This is a genomic window from Peribacillus asahii (assembly GCF_004006295.1).
Taxonomy (GTDB): Bacteria; Bacillota; Bacilli; order Bacillales; family DSM-1321; genus Peribacillus; species Peribacillus asahii_A.
The window spans coordinates 2100050-2114466 of record NZ_CP026095.1 but is presented as its reverse complement, the minus strand read 5'-3'; the positions used below and the strand labels follow the sequence as shown (position 1 = coordinate 2114466).

The window sequence follows — 14417 nt, the reverse complement described above, 5'->3', positions numbered from 1 at the left end:
AAGGACCAATTATGATGGACAAGGATAGGTAAAAAATAGCCTTAGATAAAATTGGCTTTCGTTGGTTCTTTCAACTATTTTCTTAATGAACCTTATTTTCTTGAGCATTTGAGCGTAAAACCGTTTTTAATACTTTGCCGGCTGCATTTCTTGGAAGGGAATCTATAAATTCGATTATTCGTGGTTTCTTGTAGGAGGCGATATGCTGCTTACAAAATTCAATAACTTGTTCTTTCGTTAATTGCTTTCCAGGTTTTAATACAATGTATGCTTTAACCGTTTCTCCCCATCTTGAATCTGGAATGCCGATTACAGCCGCTTCTAAAATGTCGGGATGACGATAGAGCACTTCTTCAAGTTCTTTAGGATAAATATTTTCGCCACCGCTAATAATCATGTCCTTTTTACGATCGACTACATAAATATAGCCATCTTCATCCATCCGAACTAAATCACCGCTATGGAACCATCCCCCTTTAAAAGCTTCTTTCGTTGCTTCAATATTTTTATAGTATTCCTTCATCACAGTTGGCCCTTGATACACAATTTCTCCGACTTCTCCTACAGGTACATCATTCATCTCATCATCTACAATCCGAATTCGAACATTAATAGATGGTTTTCCAACAGACGCTGTTTTATTCTTGCGAAGAGAATCTTCACCATACAAATAGGTTGTAGATGGGCTCATTTCCGTTTGCCCAAAAGCTTCATATACGTTAGCGTTTTTAAATACTGTCATAATGCGTTTCTTTATTTCAACAGGACAAATAGCCCCGCCCAACGAGCAATTTTTCATTGAACTTAAGTCATAATCTAATAGATTAGGAACTTGGAACAAAAAGTTCCACATTGCTGGGACTAAGAACATCGAATTGATTTTTTCACTTTGAATGGTTTCAAGGATGTTTACGGGTTCGAATTCTCGATGAAGAACAATCGTACCTTCCGTTAGACAATTTTGTACTAAAAGAGATAACGCTGCTATATGGAAAAGAGGAGGAATTACTAAATGTGTTGTTCCTTTTGGTGAAGAATTATGATATAGCTTGTTCATACCATTAATATAAAGATTTTTATGTGTCAGCACTGCTCCTTTCGGCCTTCCAGTCGTTCCAGATGTATAGATAATGACATGGGCATCTTCATCATTTAATATCTCTATATTTTGATAACCTACAGGATTTTTAAAAATGGTTTCATATGAGATAGCATCGAAATCAAGTTCTTTCTCTACAGTATCTACTATTACAATCATTTGGAGTTGCGGAAGCTTATCTATTATCGGGCGGATGGTCTCAATAAATTCTTCTTCAATAAATAATATTTTCACATCTGAGTTATTTACAATATATTCAATTTCGCTAGCAACTAAACGGAAATTAACTGGAACAAAGACATTTCCATTTAAACTCGTCCCGAAATATAATTCTACAAAGGGAATTCCGTTTTTAAATAGACAACCCACTTTGTCATTCCTGCCGATTCCTTGTTCTCGGAGCCATCTTGATAAATGAGAAGCACGTTTAAGTAGTTCTTGATAAGTTAATCGTTGATGTCCATATACAAAAGCGACTCTCTCGGGTACATTATGTGCAGCACATTTTAACGCCTCTCCAATAAGTAGCTGTTGAGATAAAGAAACTTTTAATTGATCCATCTAATTCCCCTTTCGACACTTATAAATGAAGGAAATGATTATTCAGTTTCAACTCTTGTGAAAATAACACCGTTATAAGTTCCTCCTTCGTTTCTTGGAGGAAAAGAAACTATTCAACTTTTCTGAAAAGCGGACTTCATACGCCTTAAGCAAAAAATCATATGAATCAACACTATTCATTAACATAGTTAAATTTTCATATAGAAGAATTTCATTGATTCTATCTAGGACATTTTAAAGAAATAAAAAGGATTCTAAAACAATAGAACCCTCTTTATTTCTATTTGAATCCCCCTATTACGTAACATACAAGAAGTTTCATTAATTATTACTTATTAAAATCTTTCAACGGTTTCTTATTCTTTTAAAGGTGCCAGTTGCCTTCGCTAATAATTGACCATTAGAATCTTCAATTATTCCTTCAGCAGTCATAATGCTTTTTCCATGCTGAATAACATTAGCTCTTGCAATCATAGTTTCCCCATTTTTAACTGGAGCAAAATAATTAATAGTCACATTCACTGTCACAATAGATTGTTTAATGACTGTACGAATAGTTGCCCCCATCACTGAATCGAGAATACTAAAATACACTCCTCCATGTACTCCTTGATTCACATTTAAATGGGCCGGAGTAACTTTAAGAGAATAAACGACAGAGCCTTCCTCGAATTTTTCTAATTTGATGCCCAAAAAATTATTAAAAGGGCTGTTTTCATAAATTTGTCTCATATCTTCCATTGATTCCACTAGCACAAAGCGTCACCTCTTCTTTAACTCAGGATTAAGTTTTTACTTATATTTTTCTAGTTTTTCTTTATACAGATTTAGTACTTTTTCATACGAATGGCCATCAGATTTATTCTTGTCTAACCAAGATTGATTAAATTCTTCTGTTACCTTTGTCCATTCCTCTTGTTCTTTCTTTGTTAATTCTGCTATCGTTCCGCCGTTTTTTACGAACTCCTCATTGAATTTATTCGTTTCTTCCTTATAAATTTCTCCTGCTGCTTCCATAATCTCTTCTCCCGCTTGAATCATCGCTTTCTGTGTATCCTCAGAGAGTCCTTGCCAAACCTTTTCATTAACTACTAATCCGTGTATAACAGATCCAACATGTGGAAAAACTCCATAATTAAGAATTTCTTCTGCACCAGAACTTTTTACAGCCATAGAGTAGTAATTAGCCGCTTGGATAACTCCTTTATCAAGAGCTTCATACGTTTCTCCATGAGAGATTGTAACAGGGACTGCTCCCATAAATTTATACATCTCACTCGTAATGCCTCCTGCTGTTTTCACCTTCAAGCCTTTTAAATCTTCTGGTACACGAACTTCCTCCCCTGTTGTCCAAATTTCGTTCGGAGGAGATACATGAGTCAAAACAGGTCTAACTCCATTATTTAAGTAATCCTTTTCTAATAATGTCGAGCTTTCTTGCAACGAGTCACGATAAGCGAGAGTTCCTTGATTTGATGTCTCACTAAGATTCGGAAGACCTGCTATCATATGACTATAAGGCATGTTATCTGGGAAATAGTTAGCTGGATAGATACTAATATCAGCCACACCATCCTTCGTTAACTTCAAGAGATCTTGAGCTTTCCCTAATTGTTCGCTAGGGAAATATTGAAATTCAACTTTTCCTTCAGTTAACTCTGTCACTCTTTCCATCCAAGGTTTTGTTACCGCTGTATAAATAGGAGATGTATCAGCAAAATAAGACGCTAATTTCAAAGTAACTTTTTTGTCCTCCTCTTTTTCTGAGCTGTTTGTAGTACTTGCACTACAGCCTGCTATTAGCAGAGAAAGAGTAGTCATAATCGTTGTGAAAATTAAAAGCCTCTTTTTCGTCATTAAATTACCCCCAATTAAAGCGTTTATTTTAAGCCATTAACCGTAACTTAAATAAATTTGAATACGGTTACATTCCTAAGTTCTTAGCGATAATAATCTTCATAATTTCATTCGATCCGGCATAAATAGGGGCGACAGCTGCGTCACGGTATCTTCTAGCAATCTTATATTCCTCCATATAGCCATACCCGCCATGCAGCTGCATACATTCTGCGGAAATACGTCTAGCCATGTCAGTAAGCCACCATTTTGCCATAGATACCTCCGTAACAATATTTTGACCTTCCATATGCTTGACAATTAAATCATCAACAAACGTACGACCTATTTGAACTAATGTAGCAATTTCCGCTAGTTTAAATTGTGTATTTTGAAATTTACTAATTGGTTTGCCAAAAGCTTGGCGTTCTTTTACATATTGTAACGTTATGTCTAACATGTCTTCTGCAGCAACGATTCCTCCAATTGCAGTGAGAAGGCGTTCTTGTTGCAATTTATCCATTAAATAAAGAAATCCTTTTCCTTCTTCTCCTAAAAGATTAGAAGCTGGAACACGTACATCTTCAAAGATTAATTCAGCTGTATCTTGACTGTGCATGCCAACCTTATCTAGCTTTCTACCTCTCGAGAAACCAGCCATTCCTCTTTCTATCAATAACAGACTTACTCCACGATGCGCAGGAGTTGCTTTTGGATCTGTTTTACAGGCTACTAATACGACATCAGAAAGGATTCCGTTTGTAATAAATGTTTTTTGACCATTGACAATATAATCAGAACCATCTTTAATAGCTGTCGTAGAAATATTTTGCAAATCTGACCCTGCTCCAGGTTCAGTCATAGCGATTGCGGAAATCAATTCACCGCTAACGAATTTTGGTAAGCATCTCTTCTTTTGCTCTTCTGTCCCAAAAGAAGAGAGATAGGGAGTAACTACATTACTATGTAGGCTTATTCCGCTAAGTCCCGTACCTACTCTAGCTAATTCCTCTGATAGAATAGCCGCAAAGCCAAAATCTACCCCCATACCTCCATATTTTTCATCGACTGAAGGACAAAGAAATCCTTGTTTACCTAGTTTGAGCCATAATTCACGAGGTATTAAACGCTCTTCTTCCCATTGTGTAAAATAAGGCTCCACTTCTTTTTCCACGAATTTTCTTAATGATTCCCGAAACATTAAATGTTCATTAGAAGGATAGATACGACTTGCTTGCGCCTTATGAATAGTTTGATTACTCATCTTTTTTCCCTCGCTCTCCTTTTTATAGTATTGCTACTATATAATCATGCAATTTTTATGCCAGCAAAACCAACCTATGTCTTTCAAGGATTCTCCTATTTCAATGCTACAGAAAGGAAACACTATTGTATTTAATTGTCCTGAAAATCGGACACTGTCTCTTTTTCGAGACACTTTTGAATTGCGTCACCATTTCTTTTTCATCACAGAAGCGTATTTCCTTTCCTCAAAAACAGGCTAGTCAAATAGCAGAAAGAGGTTAACCTAGCCCATCGTTATGAAACGACCTTTTAGGTCAACCTCTTTCGTTTACCATTATAAAAGCAAAGCATTTCTACAAAATAACAGGGCAGCAAAGACTTATTGAATGCATTCTACACTCAACGGCAAAGTTAAGACCTCAAACTTTATAAAGCCTCTCCTTTCCCCCCATCAATATTGACGGAGGTACCTGTGACGTATGATGCAGCATCCGATACTAAGAAACTAATCACATTAGCTGCCTCATCCGTTTCGCCAATTCTTCCTAACGGGATTTTATGGGAAGACAATTTCGAAAACTCCTCCCACGACAAATGACCATAATCTCTTTTCCACTTTCTTTCTATTTGCTCACTTCTAATTAATCCAATACAAACTGTGTTCACTCGTATATTATATTTAGCTAAATCTTTGCTCATTGCATTTGTTAAAGTCATTCCTGCTGCTCTGCTCACACTCGTTGGTAGTGATGAAGCAGGAGCTGTTTTAGCGATTGTTGCTGTGACATTTAAAATTGCTCCACCCCCTCTTTCTTTCATATACGGGATCGAAGCATTCGAACAAAAGATTGCGGCAAATAGTTTTAAATTTAGATCTGCTCTCCACATTTCTTCATTAACCAGTTCAAATGAATGTGCAGAGCTTTGACCAGCATTGTTAATTAATATATCAACCCCGCCAAAATGCTTCGCCGTCTCCCTAACAAACTCCTCACAATCACTCTTTATAGACACATCTTTTGAAGCATAATATACCTCTCTTCCGGTTGCCTCTTTAATGATTGCTGAGGCCTCTTGCAATTTCGTTATATCTCTTCCACAAATAGCAACGTCAGCCCCTTCTTTTGCTAATAATAAGGCTGTTGCAAAGCCAATCCCCTTACTGCCGCCTGTTACTATTGCGACCTTATTTTTCAAGTTTAAGTTCATTGTAGTTATACTCCTTCTTAATGAATAGTTAAATAATCTTCCCTTGTTCCAAATTCGCAATTTCCTTTTTTGAATAGCCTAATTCTAGTAATACTTCGTGCGTATGCTCTCCTAGTAAAGGAGGATGTTTTTTTAATTGTGCAGGGGTTTCAGAAAATTTAATTGGAAATCCAGGAACTTTTAAATTTTTGACAATAGGATGTTCAATTTCGAGGACCATCTCTCTTGCGATTACATGTGGGTGAGTCATGATTTGATCAATAGTATGAATAGGTCCACACGGTACTCCGGCGTGTTCCATTCTTTCAAAAATCTCCTTGCTTTCCATTTTGGATAGACGTTCATTAATCATTTCAACAAGTAATTCGCGATTAGCTACTCGATCATCGTTTATTTTAAATCTAGAATCCTCTAATAAGTCATTCCATTCAAAGCCTTTACAGCACTTTTCCCACAATCTATCATTCGCTACCGCTAATATAATATCCATGTCCTTTGCTTGAAAAGCTTGATAAGGAACAATTGTCGGATGCCCTGATCCATATCGTTGCGCTACTTGTCCAGTAGCAAAAAAATTAGTAGCTAAATAATTTAAAATAGCGACCTGACTATCTAGTAAACTAGTATCAATGAATTGTCCTCTCCCGCTTTTCTCTCTAGCAAATAGCGCAGTTACAATTCCAAATGCTGCAAACATACCTGTATTAATATCCACAGTGGAAGTTCCCGTCTTCACCGGCGGCCGTTCGGGATCTCCGGTTACACTCATTAAGCCGCTGAATCCTTGTAATAATAGATCATAACCTGGCCTGTTCTTTTCAGGTCCGGAACGCCCAAATCCAGAAATCGAACAGTAAATTAATCGCGGATTTATTTCTTTTAATTGTTCATAGCCGTATCCTAATTTCTCCATAGTTCCTGTTCTAAAGTTTTCGACTAGCACATCTGCTTCTTTTACTAATTTATATATAATGTCTCTACCTTCTGGAGATTTTAAATCAATTGTAATACTACGTTTATTTCGATTGGATGAGAGATAGTAGCAACTTTCACCGTTCCATGTAGGTGGGGTAAATCTTCTTGTTTCATCACCTACAGATGGCTGTTCTACTTTAATAATATCTGCTCCCATATCACCTAACATCATCGTACTAAATGGACCTGCTAATGTTCTTGATAAATCTAATACTTTGATTCCCTCTAAAGCTTGCAATGCAGTTCACCTCAGACCTTATAATTTTATTCTGTGTTAACAAATAATACGACTTTAGCTATTTAAGAAGGCGCTTTCAAATATTACTCCCCTATTTCTCTGTAGCTAGGACCTTGTCGACATGTACGCTTAGTCTACTTTTAAAGCAACAAACAAGGGGGCCCCATCCTTTATTCCCTAACTATGATTTGTCCTCCTCTCCTTTTTCTACAATTTTATTAACATTATTTAACATTATCAGGCTTTGAAAGATATATCCAATTCAAAATATTCGCAAAAGTGAAATAATTAGTAACAATAATTATTGTTCATACGGCTATAGGGATCATTTAAATACATATTTATATAAGAAATCACGACCGTACCCATTCAAAAAATAGCTTGAATATATGTTTTGGAGATTGATAAAATACTTGAATCCCCTAAAAAATTGTAGTAGTATACATTTTATACAAAAAATGGATAATGATATCCGTAATAGGTGATTAATTGAAAAGGGGGTTTCATGATGGAGAATAAAAGAGTTTATTTTTTTGATACTACATTAAGAGATGGTGAACAAACACCTGGGGTGAATCTTAATCAAGAAGAAAAGGTGGAAATTGCACTACGATTAGAAAAGCTAGGAATCGATATTATTGAGGCGGGATTTGCTGCTGCATCGCCTGGGGACGCACAAGCTATTAGAGCAGTCGCACAAGCTGTTTCTAAACCAATGGTAGTCAGCCTCGCTCGAACAAATAAAGAAGATATTGATGCAGTAATAAATGCTATTGGAGATATTGATAATACAGGTATTCATATTTTTATAGCTACTTCCCCGATTCATCGAGAACGTAAACTAGGATTGACAAAAGAACAAGTAGTAGCCAAAGCGGTCGAAAGTGTCTCTTATGCAGCCAAACATTTTAAACATATTGAATTCTCCTGTGAAGACTCTACACGTACCGAATTAGATTTTCTTTGTGAAGTAGCCGAAAAAGTGATTGAAGCAGGCGCAACTGTGTTGAATTTCCCTGACACAGTCGGTTATACAACTCCTGAAGAATATATCAAGCAATTTCAATATATTAAGGAAAATACAGCAGGAATTGAGAACGTACGCTTAAGCTGTCATTGCCATGATGATCTTGGTTTAGCATTAAGTAATAGTATTGCGGCCATTAAAGCGGGGGTTACACAAGTTGAAGGCTGTATAAATGGGATTGGTGAACGAGCAGGAAATGTAGCTCTTGAAGAAGTAGCTGCTTTATTAGAAACTCGAAAGGATTATTATCATAAAGAAACAGGGATTGATTTGAAAGAAGTGGCTAGAACAAGTAAATTAGTAAGTAGACTTACAGGCATTGCTATTCCTCCTAACAAAGCGGTTATAGGTGGAAATGCGTTTGCTCATTCTTCTGGCATTCATCAGGATGGGGTTATTAAAGATAAATCTACCTACGAAATTATGAAGCCTGAAAGTATTGGTTTTCATGAGACTAAGTTAGTATTAGGCAAACTCTCTGGCAGAAATGCGCTTAAAAAGAGATATGAAGAGCTCGGTTATTTTGTTAATGATGAGCAGCTTAGAGAAGTTTTCAAAAAGTATAAAGATCTTGCCGATCGTAAGAAGGAAATTTTTGATGAGGATATTATCGCTTTGTTAGAAACACAGACGACAAAAGAAAAGCATTCTTTATATTCATTTAAAGACTTTAGTTTACAAATACTTACAGATAATCGATATCGAGCATTCGTTAATATCGTGCATAGCGATGGCTCTTTAATTGAAGGAATTGGTGAAGGAAATGGTCCGATTGATGCTCTTTATAAAGGAATAGATGGTGCTCTTCAGTTAGAAGATACCGAATTAGTTGATTATAAAATCAACTCCATTTCACAAGGAAAAGATTCAATTGGAGAAGTATTTGTTAAAGTTAGAAAGAAAGGATCGTTATTCCAAGGCAGAGCTATTAATGTTGATATTATCGTTGCAAGTGCTAACGCTTATATCGATGCAATTAACAGATTAAAAACCCCACATGAAAATTTATCCAAAATTTAAAACAGTCAACTACGTTTAATAAACTTCTATGCTGACTATTTATAAATATTGATACTAAAAAAAGATGGCTTCTATTTTGAAGTCATCTTTTTTGTGGCCAATTGGCTATGTGTTAGTTAATGTTCGGTTTATTTTAAAAACCAAAGCTAAAATGAGCTATAAATCGTTTTATCAACACTATTAGTTAACAGCGTCAACTCATTAAATAATTAACATTGTATCTTTCTTGTAGATATTAAAGCAGATAAGGCTTTTTCATACTCTTCCTCAAGGTCATTAACTACTTGAGAAATTGGCAGAACTTTATCAATTGTCCCTACGCCTTGACCAGCAGACCAGATGTCCTTCCAAGCTTTTGCTTTTACTTCCTTATTCTCCATATGTGAAAAATCTATCGTTTCTTTTCTCTCAAGCTGCGAAGGGTCAAGACCAGCATTTTTAATACTTGGAATCAGATAATTGGCATGTACCCCACTAAAAGCAGGCGTGTAAATGATATCATCAACTGTTGAATCCGTTACCATCTCTTGATATTCTTTACTAGCATTACTTTCGTTTGTAGCAATAAATCTCGTTCCCATATAAGCAAAATCTGCGCCTAAAGCTTGGGCTGCCAATATATCTTGTCCATTCGTAATACAACCAGAAAGCAGGGTAATTCCATTCCAAAACTTTTTGACCGCTCCCATAAATGCTATTGGATTGATTGTACCACCATGACCTCCTGCCCCATTACAAACTAACACTAATCCATCAATACCAGTCTCTGCCGCTTTTTTTGCATGAGTAAGGGTCGCTACATCAGAAAATACAAGTCCACCATATTCATGGACAATATCAACAACAGATGTGGGCTTACCTAATGAAGTAATAACAATAGGAGGTTGATATTTCTTAATTAATTCCAAATCTGTTTCATACCGTTTATTGGTTTTATGAACAATAAGGTTGACAGCCCATGGAGCTATTTTCTGATCAGGATTCAACGCTTTTGCTTCTTCTAATTCTTCAGTAATTCGATTCATCCATTCTTCTAAAATTTCCCCTGTTCTTGCGTTTAATAATGGGAATGAACCAATTATGCCTGATTTACAAGCTTCAATCACTAATTCTGTACCAGATACAAGAAACATTGGTGCTGAAATAACTGGTAACCTTGTTTTTTCCAAGAGCATATTTAATTTAGTATTTGTCATTATTATTCCCCTCTCTTTAAAATATGAGAATAGTAAATCTAAAAGTATAAGGATTATTAACCACCATTCCATAATAATACCATTATTTTTAATATTTTGTAAATATATGTTAAATTATTCTCTCAAACTTAACTTTTCGATAATAGAAATAAAACATGATCATAGCGCAAAAAATAAGAAAAGAAATACTCAAGAAAATATTTCTATAAACTAGTTCCAATAATAACCCTTTTTGAAATGTTAACATTAGACCCGCAAGAGTTACACCAAAGGCACCTCCAAAAAACTGTACTAATTGAGTCATTCCCGCACCTGTCCCAATTTCCACAATTGATAAAATTCTTGTTACTTCATTAGAAATACTTGAATTGATTGTAGAAAATCCAATACTAAATACTATATATATTGTAAGTAGTGATAATGGAGATGCAGTGGAAAATAACCCCATCATAATAGTTCCACTAAAAAGCAAGAACTGACCTGTGATAATTAATGATACACTTCCAATGCGGTCAATTAATCTCCCTATAAACTGAGAAGCTATTGCACCTAAAATTGCTCCAGGAAAAATAATCAACCCTACTTCTGCTGGTTCTTTTTTAAAGACAACGGTTAAAATAATAGGCAATAAAAACAAAGTCGAAAAGTTGGTTAGAAACGTAGTAAATCCAATAAAAAGTAATTTTAAAAATTGTCGATTTTTAAGGAGCTTTGGTTGAATAAAGGGTGTCTCCATTTTATGAAGATACTTCCACAATATGAAACTAAGAACTAACGTACTTATTAAAATGACATATGAAAAGGTAGAGAAGAATAATAAAAGCCCTGTTACACTTAATGCCGTAAGCACTGCACCAAGTAGATCAAAATGTCCCCTCTTGACCTTTTCTTTAGGCAACAGCTTTCGAAAAAAAGGAATAAATAAAACAACTAAGCCGGTAATCCCAAAAAGATATTCCCACCCTAAGTATTGGGTAATGGCTCCTCCTACCACAGGACCTAAGCCGAATGCTAAGGAAACAGCAGAAGTAATAAATGACATTGCTTTCCCTCGTCTCGTTATCGGTACATAGCGCCTGATAAGCACTACGACCAGCCCTGGAACTGCCCCTGCTCCTGCAGCCTGTAAAATACGGGCTGCTAGTAATAGATAGAAATGCGAAGCAAAGAACCCTAGTATGGATGATACTCCTAATATCGCTATGCCAATTAATAATAATTTAGAGATGGGAATAAAATCAGACAGTCTACTAAAAGTCAAAGTAGAAATGGCAAATGCGATAGAATAACCAGATACAATCCATGATGCCATCGAAGAATTGATAGAAAGCTCACTAAGTATGGTCGGCAACGCTACATTAAACATCGTTGTATTCATGACTACTAACCAACTAGTGAAACTCCAAATGATAAGGATTTTATTCTCTTGAATAGGTTTGGCACTTGCAAAATCCGAAGTAGGGGTAGAAATGGACGACATTGTCTCTCACCTTAATTCTTATATTTTTTGAAAACCAAAATATTAAAAAGGCCTTGCTTTTAAACAAGACCCAAAATTAACTTCAAATTAATTTAACTTAACTATTAGATTGGTGTCTGGCATTCTTATTTTTTATTTATATTTTTCCAAGCTCTCTTTATACTGGTTTAGCACTTCCTCATACGGAAAATCTTTAGATCCTTGTTCTTTTAACCATTTTTCTGTAAATTCTTTAGTAACCTTTTCCCACTGCCCTTTTTCGGCATCCGTTAAGTCTACAATGACCCCGCCAGCTTTACTAAATTCTCCATTAAAATTCTCTGTATCTTGATCATACTTTTCTCCAGACGGTTGTACCAACTCTTGTCCTGCTTTCTGCATAGCCTTTTGTACATCTTCAGGAAGTCCGTTCCAAACTTTTTCATTAATTACTAAACCATGAATAGCCGTTCCTATATGAGGAAAAGTTGCATATTTAAGAAGGTCTGCAGTTCCAGAAGCTTCCACAGCCACACTGGAGTAACCCGCTCCATCTATGACACCTTTCTCAAGAGCCTCGTATGTCTCTGTATGAGAAACCGTTACAGGAACAGCTTCCATATATTCGTACACTTCATTAGCAATTCCACCTACTGTTCTAGTTTTTAAACCTTTTAAATCTTTTGGTACCCGTACTTCTTTATCTGTAGTCCAAATCTCATAAGTAGGTGATACGTGCCCCATAATCGGTCTTATCCCATTTTTTAAATAATCCATTTCTAGTAAATCTTCATTTTCTTGTAACAATTCGTTATAAGCTACTGTTCCTTGATGTGAAGTCATACTAAGATTCGGCAAGCCTGCCAAGGCATTTGTTAAAGGCATATTATCCGGAAAGTAGTTGGCCGGAAAAACACCAATATCCGTTACCCCATCTCTTGTTAACTTCAGCATATCTTGAGCCTTTCCTAGCTGTTCTCCAGGATATGCATCGAATTGCACCTTACCATCAGTGAGTTCTGTTACTCGCTTCATCCAAGGTTCCGTTACATATTTATATACTTGGGATGTAACTGGAACATACGTAGCTAACTTTAGTGTAATTGTTTCATTTTCTTTCGAATTATTAGAAGAACTTGTACTACATCCAGCAATTACTAGAGAAAGAATCGAAATTATAATTGTAAGATTAAACAAACGCTTGGCTTTCATAATATTTTCCTCCACCCAAAAGTTATAGTTGTTTTATAAATCCCATCAAATTAGCTCTACATATTAGTTGGTAAGTAAAGAGCAATTTGTGGAAAAATAACTAAGAGTAATATCGTTAATAGCAATATCCCGATAAACGGTATAGACCCATAAAATACACGGTCAACAGGGACTTGGGAATGCTTACTTGTAATAAATAGATTAATTCCAACAGGCGGTGTAACAAGACCAATTTCTAGTAACAGTACAACAATTACACCAAACCATATTTCATCAAAACCTAAGGCTTGAATGATTGGAAACACGAGAGGTAAGGTCAAGATCATAGAGCCAATCAAATCCATAAACAATCCAAGGATGAGGTAGAAGACAATAATTAAAAACAAAATGGTCCATTTGGATAAACCGCTCTCAGAAATCGCTGAGATGATACTTTGTCCAGTACCAGTTAATGTGAAGAAATATGCGAATATGTATCCGCCAATCACAATGGTAAAAATCATAGCTGTCTGCTGAACAGCGTCTTTAAGTGATTCAATAACAGATTTAACATTTAATCGCTTTATAAGTAAACCGATTAAAAGTGCTCCTAATGCTCCAAATGCCGCAGCCTCTGTAGAAGTTGCAATTCCTAAATAGATAACGGCTAAAACAAATGCTACAAGTATCAGCATCGGCCAAATTGTTTTTAAGGAAACAAATCTTTCACTCCATGAGGATTTTTCAATTTTAGTATTCAATTTTATAGAAGTAATGAAGATGAAGGCACAAAGAAGTCCTGCAAGCAGTATTCCTGGTAAAACGCCAGCCATTAATAGGTGTCCTATTGATGTTTCTGTTTGCACGGCATAAAGAATAAGTGGAACACTAGGTGGAATTAGAACGGCTAAGGTTCCCGTAGATGAAGCAACTAAACCGGCAGCAAAAGTATCCTTGTATTTAGCCCTAACCATCTCTGGGATACAAATTTTTGACATAATCGAAGTGGCAGCGATACTTGAACCAGATAACGTTCCAAATCCTGCACTGGCAAATACGGTGGATACTCCTACTCCACCTGGTACATGACCAATCCATTTTAGGATACAGTCATATAGATCTTTCGCAATATTACTTTTGGAAATGAAGTTCGCCATTAATATAAACAAAGGGATTGTCGTTAAAGTAAAACTATTGACACTTCGATAGGCTGTTGATGAAAGAATCCCAGTAAATGTATCGAATCCACTAACCAAAAAGATTCCTAACGAACCAACAACTATTAAAGTAAACCCAATAGGCATGCCTATAAATAATAGCAACAGCAATAAGAGAACTATTCCTAGTGTTAACATAGATTA

At 35.8% G+C, this 14417-nt stretch carries 11 protein-coding genes; 1 reads left to right on the top strand and 10 read right to left on the bottom strand.

From position 1 onward, the window contains the following. Positions 1-82: 82 nt before the first annotated feature. From BAOM_RS10200 to BAOM_RS10175, 6 genes are all read right to left on the bottom strand, one after another. Positions 83-1660, bottom strand: a complete 1578-nt coding sequence (locus BAOM_RS10200) for a class I adenylate-forming enzyme family protein (protein ID WP_127760190.1) — start codon at positions 1658-1660, stop codon at positions 83-85. Positions 1661-2005: 345 nt separating this feature from the next. Further along, positions 2006-2416, bottom strand: a complete 411-nt coding sequence (locus BAOM_RS10195; protein ID WP_252283396.1) for a PaaI family thioesterase — start codon at positions 2414-2416, stop codon at positions 2006-2008. A 36-nt stretch (positions 2417-2452) separates the two neighbouring features. Then, positions 2453-3517, bottom strand: a complete 1065-nt coding sequence (gene dctP, locus BAOM_RS10190; RefSeq protein ID WP_127760189.1) for a TRAP transporter substrate-binding protein DctP — start codon at positions 3515-3517, stop codon at positions 2453-2455. Between the two features lie 67 nt (positions 3518-3584). Further along, positions 3585-4760, bottom strand: coding sequence for an acyl-CoA dehydrogenase family protein (locus BAOM_RS10185; protein WP_127760188.1), 1176 nt, complete (start codon positions 4758-4760; stop codon positions 3585-3587). Positions 4761-5167: 407 nt separating this feature from the next. Then, on the bottom strand, positions 5168-5950 hold the full coding sequence (locus tag BAOM_RS10180; RefSeq protein WP_127760187.1) for an SDR family NAD(P)-dependent oxidoreductase: 783 nt from the start codon (positions 5948-5950) through the stop codon (positions 5168-5170). 28 nt (positions 5951-5978) lie between these two features. Then, the gene (locus BAOM_RS10175; RefSeq protein WP_127760186.1) at positions 5979-7163 is read right to left on the bottom strand and encodes a CaiB/BaiF CoA transferase family protein; all 1185 of its coding nucleotides are present in this window, start codon (positions 7161-7163) and stop codon (positions 5979-5981) included. 505 nt (positions 7164-7668) lie between these two features. Between BAOM_RS10175 and BAOM_RS10170 the strand changes: the two genes are divergently transcribed. Beyond that, positions 7669-9210 (top strand): 2-isopropylmalate synthase, encoded by a 1542-nt coding sequence (locus BAOM_RS10170; protein ID WP_373995325.1) that lies wholly within the window; start codon positions 7669-7671, stop codon positions 9208-9210. Between the two features lie 209 nt (positions 9211-9419). On the opposite strand, the gene BAOM_RS10165 is transcribed toward BAOM_RS10170, so the two are convergent. The 4 genes from BAOM_RS10165 to BAOM_RS10150 all read right to left on the bottom strand — a co-directional run bounded on the left by BAOM_RS10165 (position 9420) and on the right by BAOM_RS10150 (position 14411). Then, positions 9420-10406, bottom strand: a complete 987-nt coding sequence (locus BAOM_RS10165) for an NAD(P)H-dependent flavin oxidoreductase (protein WP_127760185.1) — start codon at positions 10404-10406, stop codon at positions 9420-9422. 109 nt (positions 10407-10515) lie between these two features. Continuing rightward, positions 10516-11886, bottom strand: coding sequence for an MFS transporter (locus BAOM_RS10160; protein WP_127760184.1), 1371 nt, complete (start codon positions 11884-11886; stop codon positions 10516-10518). Between the two features lie 132 nt (positions 11887-12018). Further along, positions 12019-13077 (bottom strand): TRAP transporter substrate-binding protein, encoded by a 1059-nt coding sequence (locus BAOM_RS10155; protein WP_127760183.1) that lies wholly within the window; start codon positions 13075-13077, stop codon positions 12019-12021. A 56-nt stretch (positions 13078-13133) separates the two neighbouring features. Next, on the bottom strand, positions 13134-14411 hold the full coding sequence (locus BAOM_RS10150; protein WP_127760182.1) for a TRAP transporter large permease: 1278 nt from the start codon (positions 14409-14411) through the stop codon (positions 13134-13136). Positions 14412-14417: the final 6 nt, after the last annotated feature.

Coding starts and splice junctions, on each gene's coding strand:
- BAOM_RS10200 (WP_127760190.1), bottom strand. CDS start 1,660: ATGGATCAATTAAAAGTTTCTTTATCTCAACAGCTACTTATTGGAGAG.
- dctP (WP_127760189.1), bottom strand. CDS start 3,517: ATGACGAAAAAGAGGCTTTTAATTTTCACAACGATTATGACTACTCTT.
- BAOM_RS10185 (WP_127760188.1), bottom strand. CDS start 4,760: ATGAGTAATCAAACTATTCATAAGGCGCAAGCAAGTCGTATCTATCCT.
- BAOM_RS10180 (WP_127760187.1), bottom strand. CDS start 5,950: ATGAACTTAAACTTGAAAAATAAGGTCGCAATAGTAACAGGCGGCAGT.
- BAOM_RS10170 (WP_373995325.1), top strand. CDS start 7,669: ATGATGGAGAATAAAAGAGTTTATTTTTTTGATACTACATTAAGAGAT.
- BAOM_RS10165 (WP_127760185.1), bottom strand. CDS start 10,406: ATGACAAATACTAAATTAAATATGCTCTTGGAAAAAACAAGGTTACCA.
- BAOM_RS10160 (WP_127760184.1), bottom strand. CDS start 11,886: ATGTCGTCCATTTCTACCCCTACTTCGGATTTTGCAAGTGCCAAACCT.
- BAOM_RS10155 (WP_127760183.1), bottom strand. CDS start 13,077: ATGAAAGCCAAGCGTTTGTTTAATCTTACAATTATAATTTCGATTCTT.
- BAOM_RS10150 (WP_127760182.1), bottom strand. CDS start 14,411: ATGTTAACACTAGGAATAGTTCTCTTATTGCTGTTGCTATTATTTATA.